Source organism: Enterobacter sp. Ap-1006, from assembly GCF_011752835.1.
Lineage (GTDB): Bacteria > Pseudomonadota > Gammaproteobacteria > Enterobacterales > Enterobacteriaceae > Cedecea.
On the sequence record NZ_VWWU01000002.1, the window covers coordinates 159,259 to 177,828 of the forward strand.

Consider the following 18,570-nt stretch of genomic DNA (forward strand, 5'->3'; position numbering starts at 1 on the left):
TACTTATTAACTGCAAAATCAGGTAGTTATTACAACGATACTACACCACCGCCGTGGTCAGGCGGGAGGTACAGCACAGCTGGTCTTGCTGATCGTAGATATCAATTTGCCACACCTGATGACGACGCCCCGCGTGCACCGCGCGACAAACGCCGCGCACCACGCCTTCTCGCGCCGAGCGGATATGGTTGGCGTTCACTTCCAGCCCAACCACCTTCTGGTCGCCTTCGGTGCACAGGTAGCCCGCCACGGAACCCAGCGTTTCCGCCAGCACCACCGACGCGCCGCCGTGCAGCAGGCCAAACGGCTGCCGGGTGCGCTCATCCACCGGCATGGTGGCCTCAATTTCGTTGTCGTCAAAACGCGTAAATTCAATGCCTACATGGCCGACCATATTGTTCGCGCCCATTTTATTGAGCGCGGCAAGCGTGGCTTCACGTCGCCAAATCATCCGATAATCTCCAGAAGAGCCTGTAATGGATGCCGCACGCCGTTGCCCTCAACGCGCTTAACCTGGCTGCGGCAGGAGTAGCCGGTTGCCAGACAGCGGTTGCGGGGCAGGCGCTGCATCGCCTGATGCCAGGAGAGTTCATAGATGCCCAATGAATTGGCGAGATTCTTTACCTCGTGACCGTAAGTGCCAGCCATGCCGCAGCAGCCAACGCTCACGCTCTCGAGCTTCGCGCCAAAACGAGCAAAAATACCGGCCCACTGATTCGGTGTCGCCGGCAACGCCGTTACTTCGGTACAGTGGCCAAAGAGGTACCATGCTTCCCCTCCCGCGCCCTGCACTTCCCGTTCTTTCAGCGCAGTCTGGAGCCATTCGTGCACCAGCTGCACCTGAAAATCACCGCGTTCTTCGCCTAATGTCTGTTTATATTCATCGCGGTAGCACAGGACCAGCGCCGGATCGACGCCGACCATCGGCATACCCAGTTTCGCAATGCGGTTCAGGAACTCAGACGTTTTACTCGCCGTACGCGCAAAACGCTGCAGGAACCCTTTAATGTGCTGAGCCTTACCGTTCGGTGAGAACGGCAGCACCACAGGTTCAAAGCCTAGCTTATCTGCAAGCTTAATAAAATCAGCCACCACCTGAGCATCGTAATAGCTGGTGAACGGGTCCTGCACCACCAGCACGGTTTTGGCGCGCTGCTCATCTGAGTAATGCTCCAGCTCTTCCAGCGTGACGTTGGCTGAGCGGTGCCCGACCAACTGCTGCTGCAGCGTCGGCGTGGACAGCATAGGCAGGTCAACCATGCCGATGTGCCTGCGGGACAAACTCTGGACCCACGGCTGGCTCATAAAGAAGTTGAAGGTTTTTGGCGCGCGCGCCATCAGCGGCGCGTAGCTCTCCACGGAGGCCACAACGTGATCGCGCAGCGGGCGCAGATAGCGCGTGTGGTAAAGCTGCAGGAAGCGAGAGCGGAACTCCGGCACGTCGATTTTAATTGGGCATTGGGTCGAGCAGGCTTTACAGGCCAGGCAGCCGGACATCGCCTCTTTCACTTCGTGGGAAAAATCGTATTCGCCCTTGCTGGCGTGCCACGAGTTGCGGGTACGCTCGATAAGGCCTCGCAGGCTGGCGCGCTGCTCCGGCAGCTGTTTCTCAAGCTGCAGCGGGTCAACGCCTCGCTCGGCCAGCAGCCGCAGCCATTCACGGGTCAGCGTGGCTCGCCCTTTCGGGGAGTGGATACGGTTGCTGGAGATTTTCATCGACGGGCACATCGGGCTTTTCACGTCGAAGTTAAAGCACAGGCCATTGCCGTTGCACTCCATCGCGCCGCGCCAGGAGGTGCGTACCGCAATCGGGATTTGCCGGTCAAACGTCCCACGCTTAACGGCATCGACCTGCATCATCGGGTCGTCCACGCCGAGCGGTGGGCAAATCTTCCCGGGGTTCAGCCGGTTAGCCGGGTCAAACGCGGCTTTAATCCGGCGCAGTTCTTCATACAACGTTTCACCGAAGAAGGCCGGGCTGTACTCGGCGCGGAACCCTTTGCCATGTTCGCCCCACAGCAGACCGCCGTATTTTGCCGTCAGCGCCACCACGTCGTCGGAGATGCTTTTCATCAGCATTTCCTGCTGCGGATCGCACATATCCAGCGCAGGGCGAACGTGCAACACGCCTGCATCAACGTGACCAAACATCCCGTAGCTCAGGTTGTGGCTGTCCAGCAGAGCGCGGAATTCAACAATGTAGTCCGCCAGATGCTGCGGCGGCACGCAGGTGTCTTCGGCAAACGGAATCGGTTTAGCCTGGCCTTTGGCGTTCCCCAGCAGGCCAACGGCTTTTTTCCGCATGCCGTAGATTTTTTCGATACCGGCCAGCTCGTCACAAACCTGCCAGCCAATCACCCCACCCTCGCCTGCGGCTATTAGCGCATCGAGGCGAGCACATAGCTCAGTGACCTGGCCGTCGATCAGTGCCTGGTCGTCCCCGGCAAACTCAACGATGTTCAGCCCGAGCATCTCTTTGTTCGGCACGTCGGTGATCAATTCGCTGACCGAGTGCCAGACGATATCTTCCCGCGCCAGGTTCAGGACTTTGGAGTCGACGGTTTCCACCGACAGCGCCCGGGCATCCACCATAAAGGGCGCGTTACGCAGGGCTGAATCGAAGGAGTCATACTTGACGTTCACCAGCCGGCGCACCTTCGGCAAGCGGGTGATATCCAGCTTCGCCTCGGTGATAAAGGCCAGCGTCCCCTCGGAGCCGGTAAGAATGCGGGTTAAATCGAACTTGCTCAGATCGTCATTAAAGACGTGGCGCAGGTCATAGCCGGTAAGAAAGCGGTTTAGTTTGGGGAATTTATCGATAATCAGCTCACGCTGCTGGCGGCAGCGTTCAAGCACGGTACGGTAGATTTTACCGCTCGATGTCTCTTCGCGGCCCAGCTCTTCGGCAAGCCCGGTTGCCATCTGGTACGTGTCCAGAATTTCACCGTCCATCAGCACGGCGCGCACGCCCAGCACATGATCGGAGGTTTTACCGTACACCAGCGATCCCTGGCCGGAGGCATCGGTGTTGATCATCCCGCCCAGGGTGGCGCGGTTACTGGTCGACAATTCCGGGGCAAAGAAGTAGCCGTGCGGCTTCAGGAACTGATTGAGCTGGTCTTTAATCACGCCGGCTTCCACTCGCACCCAACCTTGTTCCGGGTTGATTTCAATGATGCGATGCATATAGCGGGACATGTCCACCACGATGCCGCCGTTCAGCGACTGCCCGTTGGTGCCGGTGCCGCCGCCGCGCGGGGTAAACACCAGGGATTTAAAGCGCTCTTCGGAGGCCACGCGGGTAATCAGCGTGACGTCGGCGGTCGAACGAGGGAAAAGCACCGCATCCGGTAGCAGTTGGTAAATACTGTTGTCGGTCGCCATGGTCAGGCGGTCTGCGTAGCTGGTGGCGGTATCGCCGGTAAAGCCCTGTTGCTCCAGTGATGCTAAATAGCTGAGCACCAGCTGAACGACGCCAGGTGCCTGAGAAATTTGTGGGATCATTGACGGGTCGACCCTGTGTTGCTTAGTAAGAGTTATCGTTTGCGTGTCTGTTTTGTTTTTATCATATTCCGTCGCGATTTGCGGCTGTTATTTCAGATAACGCGATGTGAAATGCACCTGTCAAAAATCGAGGAAATACATCATCATTAAATTATCGCCATGCGAATTTAGCGCGGGTGCATTTTATTGAGGTGATTCTTCCTATGATCAAAGTCAGTCAGCCAAAGGATCTGCTGCAGATCCTGCTGTCCGTGCTGTTTATTTCGGTGATGATTCTCGCCTGTCTGTGGATTGTCCGCCCGTTTGTTTTGGGCTTCGCCTGGGCCGGAACCATCGTCATTGCGACCTGGCCGCTGCTCATCAAATTGCAAAAGCTGCTGTGGGGCAAACGCTCCCTTGCGGTACTGGTGATGACGCTGCTCCTGCTGATGCTGTTTGTCATTCCGGTCGCGATGTTAGTGAACAGCCTGGTGGACAACAGCGGCCCGGTGATTAACTGGGCGACCAAAGGGCACATGGCGCTGCCCGCCTTCGAATGGCTGCACAGCATCCCGCTTATCGGCGATAAACTTTACAGCGGCTGGAACACGCTGGTGAGCAGCGGCGGCAGCGCGATTATGGAAAAAGTCCGGCCCTATATTGGCACCACGACCAGTTGGTTCCTTGGCCAGGCTGTACACATAGGTACCCTGCTGGTGCATCTCGGCCTGATGCTGCTGTTCAGCGTGCTGCTGTATGCCAAAGGTGAGACGCTGGGGAACGGCATTCGTCACTTCGCCTTCCGCCTCGCGGACAAACGCGGTGATGCCGCCGTACTGCTGGCCGGCCAGGCGATTCGCGCCGTAGCGCTGGGCGTGGTTGTCACCGCGCTAGCACAGGGCGTGCTGGGCGGGATTGGCCTGGCGGTGTCCGGCATTCCTTACGCCGCGCTGCTTACGGTGCTGATGGTGCTTAGCTGCCTGATTCAGCTTGGCCCGCTGGTGATTCTGGTGCCCGCCATTATCTGGCTGTACTGGAGCGGCGATACCACCTGGGGGACGGTGCTGCTGGTATGGAGCTGTGTCGTTGGCACCATGGATAACGTGATTCGCCCGGTGCTTATTCGCATGGGCGCGGACTTGCCGATGATTCTGATTCTTTCCGGTGTTATCGGCGGCTTGATTGCCTTCGGGATGATTGGCCTGTTTATCGGCCCGGTGCTGCTGGCGGTTTCTTATCGCCTGATTTCGGTCTGGATGCACGAGGCGCCTGCCCCGCAGGACGATCCACAAGAGGTGGTCGAACTGCTTGAGGAGCAGGAGACGCTGAATGTGAAGAAATAAATAAAGGTTTGGGAGGGGTTGGGGTGTTTTTTGGCCAACATCTCCTTTTGCCACTGTCTGGCGATGGTATTTATCAGCCCCAGGTTTTCCGTTCACCACAAGCTCAGTTCTCTATGCGACGACCGTAAACCGTGAACGTGTCAGGTGGCATTACGCCATGCCCCCTGACAACCCCCGGCGCCCGGCGAGCTCATCGCCGCTGAAGCGGTAAACCCACCGGCTATCACCCAAACATTCGGGGTCGTTCGCGATGCGTTCCCGACGATCGCTCTCTTTCGCTGTTCCCGACAGCTCAACCCCGCCTGAGTTGGGTCATAATCGGGGGCGATGAGAGCCGGGAACAAATCTCCCCTCACCCCAGCCCTCTCCCCAAAGGGGCGAGGGAGAAAACAAAATCCACGGGAAACATTGTTTATTCCCTCTCCCTTCCAGGGAGAGGGTTAGGGTGAGGGTAAAAGAAGCAGAGACGTTGTGGCTGAGAGCGTCGGGAACACATCTCAGCCGACCCAGGACTGGGAGATAAAACGGAGGTCTGCCGCTCACGCGGTCGATTTATTTCGCCGGGAGTCCGGGGTCTCGGGGGAGTGACGGTGACTCCCCCGAGCCGTTCACTCTCTCTGTGATGGCATATAAATTCGTACTTGAGGTGAACGGAGCCTAATCCAGCTAGCATAATGTGACCATGCGATAACTCGCTCCTAAAGCAGTGACTTAACGCAAATGGTTAATAAATCTAATCAATAACGCATTTTCCCTTCGCTATTCCGGCCATTGAAGCCCCCATTCCGGGCTATGCTGCCTCAAGTTATTTACCTTCTGTTAACGATTGAGACGAATCTGAGTGACGCCACTTAGTGAGATGCCTACTATTTTACTCACGGTTATGAATCAACACGTTGATTTATAAACATCGAAATCCCCTGAGTGAAACAACGAATTGCTGTGTGTAGTCTTTGCCCATCTTGATGATGGGCTTTTTTTTATTCTGATTTCGCAAAGTGATTGATAAGCGCCCCATGCAGAACCAACGGGGCAACGGTCAGGTGGCTCTGCCCTTCTACCAGCGTAAAATCGACCCGGGTCGGGGCGTTAGCTATCAGGGCATTAGCCATGTCGCGGTTCCCGTCTACCATCGCTCGCTGCCCACGATGTTTTAATAGCGTGGCGCGCTTCTCTTCCGACAGCCTGGCCTCCTGCGGCTGCAGCGACTGTTCATAACTCCCCACGGAGAGCGAGAGCTGAGCATTTCCCTTATCAGGCCGCCAGTTTTGCGCCATTCGCAGCAGATAACGGTCGTTCCACCACACCGATGGGCTTGAGGCGTAATAATGCTGGAAAGCGCCCGGCGAGGTCATAAACAGCCAGGTGGTGAACAGGCCGCCATAGGAGTGCCCAAAAAGCGCCTGCCGCTGCGGATTGATTCTCCACTGCTTTTCGACCCAGGGCCGGAGTTCAGCGTCAATAAACTGCCAGAATTTCTGCGCCTCTCCGGGTGCACCAGGCGGATAAGTGCCCCCTGCCGGATTCGGCTCCAGCACCACTTGTTCTACCGCAGGTCGATAATCCCGCTCCCGGCGGCTGTTTTCCGGGTAGTCAATCGCCACCACCACGCCCGGCGTCAACGGGCAACGCTCACAGGTCAGGCGCTGCATCAGCGACACCGCACCGGGGAAGACGGACTCACCGTCCAGAAGGTAAACCACCGGCCAGCCTTCTGACGGAGCTTCGCCTTCAGGCCAGGAAACCATAATTTTATACTCACCGTTTTCCGGCGAATGCAGACTGTGTACCAGCGTATTCGCCAGCGTGTAGGGCTTATCCTCAATGACCGCTGCCCCCGAGGGAGCAGCGAGTGCGATAAGCGCCATAAGCAGATAGCGCAAAAGTTCTCCTTACCAGCGATAGCTGACGGTGGCGGTTAAGGTGCGGCCAATGCCGTAGAAACAGGCTGAATCCGACGCGCAGGACGCCACGTATTTTGTGTCCGACAGATTATTGACGTTGAACTGCAGGGCGGCCCCTTTTAAATCAGGGCTCACTTCTCCCAGCTCGTAACGCAGCATGGCGTCATAGAGATCCACGGCCGCCACTTTAAAGGTATTTTTCGCATCGCCATAGCTGGTCCCGATGTAGCGAACCCCGACACCTGCCGTCAGGTTTTTCAGCAGGCCTTCAGGAATAGTGTAACTGCCCCACGCCGACGCCATATGTGTTGGAACACGCGCGGGCGTTTTTCCTTCGGTGCCCGCCACGGTGGTGCTCACGGTTTCCGCATCCGTCCAGGTGTAAGAGCCTATCAGGTTGAGGCTGTTAAACAGCGTGGAATGCACCTCCGCCTCAAGCCCTTTAGAACGGATTTCACCGGCGTTTTCAAACCAACCCAGCGCGCTGTTGTAGGTTCCAACGTTTGTCTGGCGGAGATCGAACAGCGCCAGCGTCATGAAGGTCTCTTTCAGCGGCTGATACTTCAGGCCCACTTCGGTCTGCTTGCCCAGGCTTGGATCGAACGGCGCAGCGCCTGGCGCGCGGTTGGTCTGCAGATTGGGTTCAAACGAGGTGCTGTAGCTGATATACGGCGACAGACCGAAATCAAAGGCGTAAAGCAGCCCCGTACGCCAGGTGAACTTGCTGTCATTCTGCTGCGTCGTTTTGCTTTTTAGCCTGTCCGTCGTGCGCACTTCGGCCCAATCATAACGCCCGGAAAGCAACAGTTGCCAGTTGTTCCAGCTGAGCTGATCCTGCAGGTACACGCCCGTCTGGTCGAGATTCTGCTGGTCGTCGTTCACCGCGCTGAAGGTGCTTTCGTCCACATTGAGGCCATATACCGGATTCGGCCAGTACAGATCGTATTTCCCCCCGGTACCGCGGCTGAGCTGCTGCCGGTCATGGTTAGACTTGTAATCCAGGCCGCCTAACAGCGTATGCCCCAGCGCGCCGGTATCAAACTGCGCCTCAAGCTGGTTATCCACGCCAAACTCATCGGTATCACGCGTTTCTCGCTGCGCACGGCGCGAAAGTAGCGTCTCGCTTTTAGAGGTGGAATACACGAGGTAACGGTACTTCTGTTTGATGCTGGCGTAACGGGCGTTCTGGCGGAAGGTGAAGATATCGTTGAAGCTGTGCTCGAACTCATAGCCCACCATCGTTTGCTCGCGCCACGACTGATCGTAACTGGGATCGCTAACGTTAAAGTCCAGCGGGATATACCCCGCCGTGGTTTCCGTCACCAGGCCTGCGGCAGGCAGGAAGTTACGATAGCCTGCCTTCGGGTCTTTCTGGTAGCTGGTCAGTAAAGTAAAACGAGTCTGCTCGTTGGGATACCAGGTCAGCGCCGGCGCAATCGCCAGGCGCTGCTCTTTGTAATCGGCCACCTGGCTGTGCTGCGTGCGTGCGATGCCGTTCAGGCGATAAAGTACCCGGTTATCGTCGCTTAGCGAGCCGCCAAAATCAAAAGCCCCCTCGGCCAGATGCTGGTTGCCTGAGCGGAACTGCACTTCATGTATCGCTTCCCTTGTCGGCCGCTTGCTGGTCATGCTGATAAGCCCGCCGGGGTTCACCTGGCCGAACAGCACGGATGCCGGGCCGCGCACCAGCTCCACGCGCTCAAGCAGCCACGGGTCAAACGTCCCAGTTTGGGAAGACGCCGTCGCACCATAGCTCAGTCCGTCAAGATATTTTGGGGCATAGCTGAAGCCGCGCACAAACACCTCATCGTTGCGGTTCGAACTGCCCCGATACTCCGTCAGCACCCCGGCCGAATAGCGCAAAGCCTGCGACACGGAGCTAACATCCTGCGCGTTCATTTGGTCGCGGGTAATCACCGAAACCGACTGCGGCGTTTTGAGCAAATCAGCCGCGGTTTTCGTTGCAGACAGCGTTTTGGTAGCCACCATCCCCTTCAGCGGCGCAGAAGGATCCTCGCTAACGGAGCCGGTAACAACCAGAGTTTCCTCGCTGCCCTGCCGCTCCTGCGCCTGAACGCCGTTTCCCATCCCCAGGGCACTGAATCCCATCAGCCAAAGGCCGCAGGTTACCTTATTATTTTTAAAGTGCATGACCGTAACATCCCATGTGATTAGGTGAATTAAGTTCGCCTTTCTCTCCTGTTACGTTTTGTCGTAAAACGCAACGACTCGCAATGTTATTGCAAATCAATCTCATTTGCATTAGCGTGTATGCACTTTTTTATCAGGAATGATAAACACGATGAGAGCCGCGTGGAGCGCATTAATGTTGGGGCTTTGTTCAGCGTCGGCGGTGGCCGCGACCTGTACTTTTACCGGCAGCCAGGGTGAGCAGGATGGGAAGTTCGACGCCAGCGGCGAAATCTGCTTTGGCCTTCCGGCGCTGGGTGAAAATTACGCCAACGTCCGGTTGAGCGGCGTAACCGACGCCAGCCTGGTGGACAGCAAAGGCAGGCTCTGGCGTTCGCTGGTGGAAAATGGGCCGGTGGATGGCCAGCACAATCCGCTTTTTGCCCTGCCCGTCGGCCAGCCTTCTACGCTGGTGCTTCGCGGTGAACCCGGCAGGCGCTGGCTGTTTCGCTGGCAGATCCGTGAAACCGTGCCGCTCAAGCGTAACGACGAACAATCCCCGGAAAGCCCGACACTGCTGGCGCTTGAGCAGGCTCTGAACCACGGCGCAAGTACGGAAGCCTTCTGGCAGGAAAGGCGCGAGCAGGGCACGCCGCTGGTCGAGCCCATCGATGCCAGCCGCAAACGCGTGACGTTCCTGTGGCGAGGCGCGCAGGGCAACGTGTTTGTGCTCGGGTCACCGGCCGGTGACCATGACCCGATGTTCCGCCTCGGGCAGTCCGACGTCTGGTACCGCAGCTATGTGGTGCCGGCTGATACGCTTATGCAGTACAAACTTGCCCCCGACGTTCCTCTTGTGGAAGGCACCGCGCGCGAGCAGCGCCGGGCGATTTTGGTATCGGCTCAGACCGACCCGCTTAACCCGCAATTCAGCCCCTCAGGCAAAGGCGACCGCTGGAATCGTTTCTCACTTTTAGACCTGACCACCCACCGCTATTTTACCCCGCAGGCAACCGCCGAGCCGATTCGGCAGGGCTCCCTGGTTCGCTATCAGGTAGAAAGCAAAAAGCTGGCCAACCGTCGGGAAGTCACCGTCTACCGGCCACGCGGCGGGCAGCCGGCCCGCTGGACGCTAATGTTGTTCGATGGCCGTATGTATCAGGACCGTTATCATCTCGCCAATGTGCTGGACGGCCTGATAGCCCGTCATGCCCTGCCGCCGGTTAACGCCGTGTTTATCGACAGCCTCGACGGCGAGCGACGTGAAAAAGAGCTGCCGCCCAATCCCGATTTCGCCGATTTTATGGCCGAAGAGCTGGTGCCGTGGCTGCGCCGCCAGGGCATCACCACCCCGGCACAAAAAACCATCGTGGCAGGCTCCAGCTACGGCGGCCTGGCTTCAGCCTGGGTGGCGCTTCGCCATCCCGAAGCGTTTGGCAACGTGCTGAGTTTGTCCGGCTCTTACTGGTGGGCACCCGAGGGCGAAGCGCCCGGCTGGTTAACCCGGCAGTACCAGGCATCCCCGCGCCTGCCGGTGCGTTTTTGGCTGCAGGCGGGACGCTTTGAAAGCAAAGGCGCAGACGGCGGTATTTACCGTAATACGCAACAGCTTGAAGCCGCGCTGCGTGAAAAGGGCTACGAGGTGAGCTTTAATCCCTGGTCGAGCGGGCATGATTACGCCGCCTGGTGCGAGGCCATTATTACCGGTATGAAGGAATTGATTAAGCGGGGATAAGTGTCGGCCCGGTGACCGCTTAACGCAGGCCGCCGGGCCGGATCCCCTCTCTTTGTGGAAGAGAAGGGTCAAACGTTACTTCTTCAGTTCAGCAAGGCTGAGCCAGGTTTGCACCACGGTGTCCGGGTTCAGGGACAGGCTGTCAATCCCCTCTTCCATCAGCCAGGCGGCAAAGTCTTCGTGATCGGACGGCCCCTGCCCACAGATCCCGACGTATTTACCCTGTTTCTTCGCCGCTTTAATCGCCATCGACAGCAGCGCTTTCACCGCGTCGTTACGCTCGTCAAACAGTTCAGACACCACACCAGAGTCACGATCCAGGCCCAGCGCAAGCTGCGTCATGTCGTTCGAGCCAATGGAGAAGCCGTCAAAGTATTGCAGGAACTCGTCCGCCAGCAGGGCGTTGGACGGGATCTCGCACATCATGATGATCTTCAGCCCGTTCTCACCGCGCTTCAGGCCCTGACGTTCCAGCTCCTCAACCACCGCTTTTGCCTGGGCAACGGTACGCACAAACGGCACCATCACTTCGACGTTGGTCAGGCCCATTTCATTACGCACGCGCTTCATGGCCGCGCATTCCAGCGCGAAGCAGTCGCGGAAGCTGTCTGCCACGTAGCGACCTGCCCCACGGAAGCCCAGCATTGGGTTCTCTTCTTCCGGCTCATAACGCTCGCCGCCCACCAGGTTGGCGTATTCGTTAGATTTGAAGTCAGACAGACGCACAATCACGCGCTTCGGCCAGAACGCCGCGCCTAAAGTCGCGATCCCTTCGGTCAGGCGACCCACGTAAAACTCAACCGGATCGTCATAGCCTTTCATCATCGTGCGGATTTCCGCCTGCAGCGCGGGCTCCTGCTTGTCGAACTCCAGCAGCGCGCGCGGGTGCACGCCAATCATGCGGTTGATGATAAATTCCAGACGCGCCAGGCCAACGCCTTCGTTCGGCAGGCAGGCGAAGTCAAACGCACGATCCGGGTTGCCAACGTTCATCATGATCTTCAGCGGCAGATCCGGCATGGCATCAACCGTGGAGCTTTTCACGGTGAAGTCGAGGATCTCCGCGTAAACGTAGCCGGTGTCGCCTTCGGCGCAGGAAACGGTCACGTTCTGGCCGTCTTTCATGCGCTCGGTGGCATCGCCACAGCCCACAACGGCTGGAATACCAAGCTCACGTGCGATGATGGCCGCGTGGCAGGTACGCCCGCCGCGGTTGGTGACAATCGCCGCCGCTTTTTTCATGATCGGTTCCCAGTCCGGGTCGGTCATGTCGGTGACCAGCACGTCGCCCGGCTGGATGCGGTTCATTTCGCTGATGTCGTGGATCACTTTTACCGGACCCGCGCCGATGCGGTGACCAATCGCGCGGCCTTCCGCCACGATCTGCCCCTGCGCGTGCAGCTGGTAGCGTTCCATCACCTGGCCCTGAGAACGCACGGTTTCCGGACGAGCCTGAACGATGAACAGCTTGCCGGTATGGCCGTCTTTAGCCCACTCGATGTCCATCGGGCGGCCATAATGTTTTTCGATTTGTACCGCCTGCTTAGCCAGTTCCTGAATCTCTTCCTGGGTAATACAGAAGCGGTCGCGATCGGCTTCCGGCACGTCTTCAATCCGCACCTGCTTGCCGTGTTCCTGCGTTGGAGCGTAGACCATGCGAATTTTTTTCGAACCCATGGTGCGGCGAACGATGGCCGGATTACCCGCCTCAAGCGTTGGCTTGTGCACGTAGAATTCATCCGGGTTTACGGCGCCCTGCACAACCATTTCACCCAAGCCCCACGCGGCGGTAATAAACACCACCTGATCGAAACCGGATTCGGTATCAATGGAGAACATCACCCCGGAAGAAGCGAGGTCGGAACGCACCATACGCTGAACGCCAGCGGAGAGCGCCACGCCGCGGTGGTCGTAGCCCTGATGCACGCGGTAGGAGATTGCACGGTCGTTAAACAGCGAGGCAAAAACGTGTTTCACCGCCACCAGCACGGCATCATAGCCCTGCACGTTGAGGAAAGTTTCTTGTTGCCCGGCAAAGGAAGCGTCCGGCATGTCTTCCGCAGTGGCCGAAGAACGCACCGCAAAAGAGGCCTCGGCATCATCGGAGGAGAGCGTTTGGTACGCTTCACGAATGGCATGCTCCAGCTCAGGCTGGAAAGGCGTGTCAATAATCCACTGGCGAATCTGCGCCCCGGCTTTTGCCAGTTCGCTCACATCGTCAATGTCGGTTTTATCCAGCAGCTCGTAGATACGCTGGTTCACGCCGCTCTGGTCGAGAAACAGGTTAAACGCCTCGGCGGTGGTCGCAAAACCGTTCGGGACGGAAACGCCCATACCCGAAAGATTGGTAATCATTTCACCCAGGGAGGCATTTTTGCCTCCGACCCTGTCTACATCATTCATGCCAAGTTGGTTATACCAAAGCACCAGCGGTGACGAGCCGTTATTGGACATCGAAACAATCCTTTTTTAAATGAATGGGTACAAGAAACACCAGACTTCGTATTTAGCTTTGCATATTCTTAGGGGGGAATGAAACCAGTGAATCGTTCAAGCAAAATAAAATATGAGATTTTCGGATAGATCCGCTCATTTCATAAACCATTGATTATCATATAATCCTTACATTTTAGATGGATATAGTATTGATTTGAATATATTTGAGATGGTTTATTAAATTTAAAAACGCTATTTCACTTTTTAAATTAAGATTAGCGCTACTCGGAATCCCTTGTTTTACTTTATGCTTTAGGGAAACAGGTTCCCCGCTCAGGAATAAAAATGGATAATTTAGTCGATCGTCAGGTATTTTGTATTTCCGATGGCACCGCGATTACCGCAGAGGTACTTGGTCACGCGGTCATGTCACAATTCCCGGTATCTATCAACAGTATTACGCTGCCGTTTGTTGAAAATGAAAGCCGCGCAAAAGCGGTGAAAGAACAGATTGACGCTATTTACCAACAAACCGGTGTGCGTCCACTGGTGTTTTATTCCATCGTGCTGCCCAATATCCGCGACATCATTATGCAGAGCGAAGGTTTCTGTCAGGACATCGTGCAAACGCTGGTTGCGCCGCTGCAGCAGGAGCTAAAACTCGACCCGACTCCCGTCGCCCACCGAACGCACGGCCTTAACCCCGGCAACCTGACGAAATACGACGCCCGTATTGCCGCCATTGATTACACGCTGGCGCACGACGACGGGATTTCGATGCGCAATCTCGATCAGGCGCAGGTCATTTTGCTGGGCGTATCCCGCTGTGGAAAAACGCCGACCAGCCTGTACCTCGCGATGCAGTTTGGCATTCGCGCCGCGAACTACCCTTTTATTGCCGATGACATGGACAACATTCAGCTCCCGGCCGTGCTTAAACCGCTGCAGCACAAGCTTTTTGGTCTGACCATTAACCCTGAACGCCTGGCCGCCATTCGTGAAGAACGGCGTGAAAACAGCCGCTATGCCTCTCTCCGCCAGTGCCGTCTGGAGGTCGCCGAAGTGGAAGCTCTGTTCCGTAAAAACCAGATCCGCTACCTCAACAGCACCAACTATTCTGTTGAAGAGATGGCGACCAAAATTCTCGACATTATGGGGCTGAATCGCCGCATGTACTAAGAAACTAGTACAAAAGATCGAGCGTGTATGCTAGGGTGTACAGACTGCGGTGGGGCAATCCTTTCGCCAAAGTCGGTCGAATGTTGAAATCGGTCAGCTTTGGTTTATTGTGATCCCCATCACTTCCCGGTAAATCTGCCGCAGAGAAGACAAAATTTCTGAGACACCCAATGAACAAAACAGATGAATTGCGAACCGCGCGCATCGACAGCCTGGTGACACCGGCTGAGCTAACCGAGCGCTTCCCGGTTTCCGCCGAGGTTGCCCAGCACGTCACCGCCGCCCGCCGCCGGATCGAAAAGATCCTCACCGATGAAGATAAGCGCCTGCTGGTTATCGTCGGCCCCTGCTCGATCCACGATCTTGACGCCGCGATGGACTATGCTCGCCGCCTCAAAACGCTGCGTGAAAAATATCAGGATCGTCTTGAGATCGTGATGCGTACCTACTTCGAAAAACCCCGCACCGTCGTCGGCTGGAAAGGGTTAATTTCCGATCCTGACCTGAACGGCAGCTACCGCATTAATTACGGCCTGGAACAGGCCCGACGCCTGCTGCTGCAGGTCAACGAGCTGGGTGTCCCTACCGCAACCGAATTTCTGGATATGGTGACCGGGCAGTATATCGCCGACCTGATTAGCTGGGGCGCCATTGGCGCGCGCACGACCGAAAGCCAGATCCACCGTGAAATGGCGTCCGCACTCTCCTGCCCGGTTGGCTTTAAGAATGGTACAGATGGCAATACCCGCATTGCGGTGGATGCCATCCGCGCCGCGCGTGCCAGCCATATGTTCCTCTCCCCGGATAAACAGGGGCAGATGACGATTTACCAGACCAGCGGCAACCCTTACGGCCATATTATTATGCGCGGCGGCAAACAGCCGAATTATCACGCAGAAGACATTGCCGCCGCCTGCGACACGCTGAGCGCGTTTGACTTGCCTGAACATCTGGTGATTGATTTCAGCCACGGCAACTGCCAGAAGCAGCACCGCCGTCAGTTGGATGTTTGCGAAGATGTTTGCACGCAAATCCGCAACGGCTCGCGGGCGATTGCCGGGATCATGGCGGAAAGCTTCCTGAAAGAAGGCACGCAGCAAATCGTTGCTGGCCAGCCCCTGACTTACGGGCAGTCGATCACCGATCCTTGCCTTAACTGGGAAGATACGGAAGCGCTGGTCGCGATGCTGGCGCAGGCCACTGACCGACGCTTCTGATAGTCTCTACCGGCGGGAACTTGATAACCCGCCGGATATCATAGCATTACGCCTCGCGACAACTCGCCCGCAAAGAAATTCCCTGATTCACACAATTCTTACAAATAATGCTTGCTGCTGATTCGGCTTTTTCTGATAATGATTCTCATTGTTACACTGATTGTCATTTGTAAACAGAGTGAAGCGTATGGATAAACCATTCACCCCCGCCCGCCCACAGCCCGTGACAGAACCTCGCCAGGTTGACAGCAAAACGCTGCTCGGTGCCGATGGCCGCGTTGTTATCGTCCATGAAGGACAGCAATATCTGTTACGCCAGACTCAGGCCGGGAAGCTGATCCTGACCAAATAAATTAAACAAACCGTTCCCCACACCCAAACGGGGAAATTAGCCAGCCACCCAGGTCATACCCAGGCAGCCAGCGCTTTCGATATTCCTTAGGAGAGTTGCGCTATGCCTTGCACCAACACAGCAGGTTTTCGTCTGTCTGTACTCACGTTAGCCGTATTTACCGCCCTGCCCGCTTTCGCAAAAGACGATCAAATGACCGTGGTTGCCACCGGTAACCAACGCAGCACTTTCGAAGCCCCAATGATGGTGAGCGTTATCGATGCGAATTCGCCAGAGAGCCAGACGTCCACGTCCGCCGCAGACATGCTGCGCAAAGTTCCGGGGATCACCATCGACGGCACCGGGCGCACCAACGGCCAGGACATCAACATGCGCGGTTACGACCGCCGTGGCGTACTTACCCTGGTAGACGGCATTCGTCAGGGCACCGACACCGGCCACCTGAACAGTACGTTCCTCGATCCCGCGCTGATTAAGCGTATTGAAGTGGTACGTGGTCCGGCGGCTCTGCTGTACGGCAGCGGCGCGCTGGGCGGTGTTATTTCCTATGAAACCGCAGACGCCGCCGATCTGCTATTTGACGGGCAAAACAGCGGCTTCCGCGTCTTCGGCACCGGCGGTACCGGCGACCACAGCATCGGCATGGGCGCCAGTGCCTTTGGCCGTACCGATAACCTGGACGGCGTCGTCGCCTGGTCCAGCCGCGATCGCGGTAACCTGCGCCAGAGCAACGGTGAAACCGCGCCTAATGACGAAAACATCGGCAACCTGCTGACCAAAGGCACCTGGTATATCGATTCGGCTCAGTCGCTGTCCGGCTCCCTGCGCTACTACAATAACAACGCGCAGGAACCGAAAAACCCGCAGACGCCGGATGCCTCAGCCTCCAGCAACCCGATGACCAATCGCTCCACCATTCAGCGCGACGCGCAGCTGAAATACCACCTCAATCCGCAGGATAACGACTGGCTGAACGCGACCGCGACGGCCTACTGGTCCGAAGCTCGTATCAACGCCGAAACCCCTAATCAGGGGGGTGAATTCCGTAAACAGACGACCAAAGGCGGTAAGCTCGAAAACCGCAGCCGTCTGTTTAGCGACAGCTTCGCGGCTAACCTGCTGACCTACGGCAGCGAATATTATCGTCAGGAGCAGGCTCCTGGTGGCCTGACGACCGGTTTCCCACAGGCGAAAATCAACTTTGGTTCCGGCTGGCTGCAGGATGAAATCACCCTGCGCGACCTGCCGATTTCTATCCTGGCCGGGACGCGTTATGACAACTACAGCGGCAGCAGCCAGGGTTATAAAGACGTGGATGCCGACAAGTGGTCATCACGCGGGGCGGTTTCTGTCACCCCAACCGACTGGCTGATGCTGTTTGGTTCCTATGCGCAGGCGTTCCGTGCGCCGACCATGGGCGAGATGTACAACGACTCCAAGCACTTCTCTATCGGCACTCGCTACACCAACTATTGGGTACCAAACCCGAACCTGCGCCCGGAAACCAACGAAACGCAGGAATACGGCTTCGGTCTGCGCTTCGACAATCTGGCAATGGCTAACGACGGCCTGGAATTCAAAGCCAGCTACTTCGACACCAAAGCGAAAGATTACATCTCTACCACCGTGGACTTCGCCAAAGCGACCACCATGTCCTACAACGTGCCAAAAGCAAAAATTTGGGGCTGGGACGTCAACGCGAAGTACACCGCCGATCTGTTCAGCCTGGATACCGCCTATAACCGTACCCGCGGTAAAGATGAAGATACCGGCGAGTACATCTCCAGCCTGAACCCGGACACCGTCACCACCACCCTGGACATCCCTGTGTCACACAGCGGCTTCTCCGTGGGCTGGGTCGGCACCTTCGCCGAGCGTTCCACCCATATCAGCAGCTCCTATGCACAGCAGCCGGGCTACGCGGTCAGCGATTTTTATGTCAGCTACAAAGGGCAGCAGCAGCTGCGCGGTTTAACCACCACGCTGGTGTTTGGCAACGCCTTCGATAAAGAGTACTGGTCACCGCAGGGTCTCCCGCAGGATGGCCGTAACGGTAAAATTTTCGTGAGCTATCAATGGTAAAGGAGTTATTCATGAGTCAGCGTTACGACAGCTGGATCCAGCTTAAGCAAGAACACCCGAAAAAATATGCCCGGGATATCGCCAAACTGATGCACATCAGCGAGGCGGAACTGACCCATGCCCGCGTCGGGCACGACGCATGGCGCCTGAATGGCGATGTGAAAGAGATCTTCGCCGCGCTGGAAGCCGTGGGGGAAACAAAGTGCATCTGCCGCAACGAATATGCCGTTCACGAGCAGGTAGGCCGCTTTGAGAACCAGCACCTTAACGGCCACGCCGGGCTGGTACTGAATCCTCGTGCGCTGGATCTGCGTTTGTTCCTGAACCAGTGGGCGAGCGTGTTCCACGTCAGGGAAGAGACCGCTCGCGGCGAACGCCAGAGCATTCAATTCTTTGACCATCAGGGTGATGCGCTGCTGAAGGTATACACCACCGACAACACCGATGTTGAAGCCTGGAGCCAGGTGCTGACCCGTTTCATCCACACCGACAATCCGCCGCTGGCGATCAAAGCCGTTGAAGAAGCGGTAATGACGCCTACGGTCGAGGCCGACAAAGTGGACGCAGAATGGCGCGCGATGACCGATGTACACCAGTTCTTCCAGCTGCTTAAACGCCATCAGCTGACTCGCCAGCAGGCTTTCCGCCTGGTGAAAGACGATCTGGCCTGTCGCGTAGATAACGAAGCGCTGTCCCAACTTTTTTTTTT

General features: G+C 56.9%; 12 protein-coding genes and 1 other RNA gene. 8 read left to right on the forward strand and 5 right to left on the reverse strand.

Going from position 1 to position 18,570, the window contains the following annotated elements; translation table 11 throughout:
- Window positions 1-40: 40 nt before the first annotated feature.
- Both menI and ydiJ read right to left on the reverse strand, forming a co-directional pair.
- Entirely contained in the window at window positions 41-451 is a 411-nt protein-coding gene (gene menI / locus F3J28_RS08080; RefSeq protein WP_008456522.1) for a 1,4-dihydroxy-2-naphthoyl-CoA hydrolase, read from the reverse strand.
- A complete protein-coding gene (ydiJ, locus tag F3J28_RS08085) occupies window positions 448-3,504 on the reverse strand; it encodes a D-2-hydroxyglutarate dehydrogenase YdiJ (protein WP_166874806.1) in 3,057 nt (1,018 codons plus the stop codon). Before ydiJ ends, menI begins: the two co-directional genes overlap by 4 nt.
- A gap of 203 nt (window positions 3,505-3,707) precedes the next feature.
- Here ydiJ and ydiK point away from each other — a divergent pair, with 203 nt between their 5' ends.
- On the forward strand, window positions 3,708-4,826 hold the full coding sequence (ydiK, locus tag F3J28_RS08090) for an AI-2E family transporter YdiK (protein ID WP_166874809.1): 1,119 nt from the start codon (window positions 3,708-3,710) through the stop codon (window positions 4,824-4,826).
- Between the two features lie 877 nt (window positions 4,827-5,703).
- An RNA gene (gene rprA / locus F3J28_RS08095) (antisense sRNA RprA) lies at window positions 5,704-5,810 on the forward strand.
- On the opposite strand, the gene F3J28_RS08100 is transcribed toward rprA, so the two are convergent.
- Window positions 5,807-6,709, reverse strand: a complete 903-nt coding sequence (locus F3J28_RS08100) for an alpha/beta hydrolase (protein ID WP_166874811.1) — start codon at window positions 6,707-6,709, stop codon at window positions 5,807-5,809. The genes rprA and F3J28_RS08100 overlap by 4 nt on opposite strands.
- 9 nt (window positions 6,710-6,718) lie before the next feature.
- The gene (locus F3J28_RS08105; protein WP_166874814.1) at window positions 6,719-8,881 is read right to left on the reverse strand and encodes a TonB-dependent siderophore receptor; all 2,163 of its coding nucleotides are present in this window, start codon (window positions 8,879-8,881) and stop codon (window positions 6,719-6,721) included.
- A 151-nt stretch (window positions 8,882-9,032) separates the two neighbouring features.
- Between F3J28_RS08105 and F3J28_RS08110 the strand changes: the two genes are divergently transcribed.
- A complete protein-coding gene (locus F3J28_RS08110; protein WP_166874817.1) occupies window positions 9,033-10,595 on the forward strand; it encodes an alpha/beta hydrolase-fold protein in 1,563 nt (520 codons plus the stop codon).
- A gap of 75 nt (window positions 10,596-10,670) precedes the next feature.
- Here the strand turns inward: F3J28_RS08110 and ppsA are convergent, their stop codons facing one another.
- The gene (gene ppsA / locus F3J28_RS08115) at window positions 10,671-13,049 is read right to left on the reverse strand and encodes a phosphoenolpyruvate synthase (RefSeq protein WP_166874819.1); all 2,379 of its coding nucleotides are present in this window, start codon (window positions 13,047-13,049) and stop codon (window positions 10,671-10,673) included.
- 327 nt (window positions 13,050-13,376) lie between these two features.
- Between ppsA and ppsR the strand changes: the two genes are divergently transcribed.
- The 5 genes from ppsR to F3J28_RS08140 form a co-directional block, all read left to right on the forward strand.
- Window positions 13,377-14,210, forward strand: a complete 834-nt coding sequence (gene ppsR / locus F3J28_RS08120; protein WP_008456534.1) for a posphoenolpyruvate synthetase regulatory kinase/phosphorylase PpsR — start codon at window positions 13,377-13,379, stop codon at window positions 14,208-14,210.
- 170 nt (window positions 14,211-14,380) lie between these two features.
- Window positions 14,381-15,427 (forward strand): 3-deoxy-7-phosphoheptulonate synthase AroH, encoded by a 1,047-nt coding sequence (gene aroH / locus F3J28_RS08125; protein ID WP_166874822.1) that lies wholly within the window; start codon window positions 14,381-14,383, stop codon window positions 15,425-15,427.
- Window positions 15,428-15,614: 187 nt separating this feature from the next.
- Window positions 15,615-15,779: a hemin uptake protein HemP gene (hemP, locus tag F3J28_RS08130; protein ID WP_166874826.1), complete on the forward strand. Its 165-nt coding sequence runs from the start codon at window positions 15,615-15,617 to the stop codon at window positions 15,777-15,779.
- 102 nt (window positions 15,780-15,881) lie between these two features.
- On the forward strand, window positions 15,882-17,861 hold the full coding sequence (locus F3J28_RS08135; protein WP_008456539.1) for a TonB-dependent hemoglobin/transferrin/lactoferrin family receptor: 1,980 nt from the start codon (window positions 15,882-15,884) through the stop codon (window positions 17,859-17,861).
- Between the two features lie 11 nt (window positions 17,862-17,872).
- A partial coding sequence (locus F3J28_RS08140) for a ChuX/HutX family heme-like substrate-binding protein (protein WP_166874829.1) occupies window positions 17,873-18,570 on the forward strand: 698 nt, incomplete at its 3' end.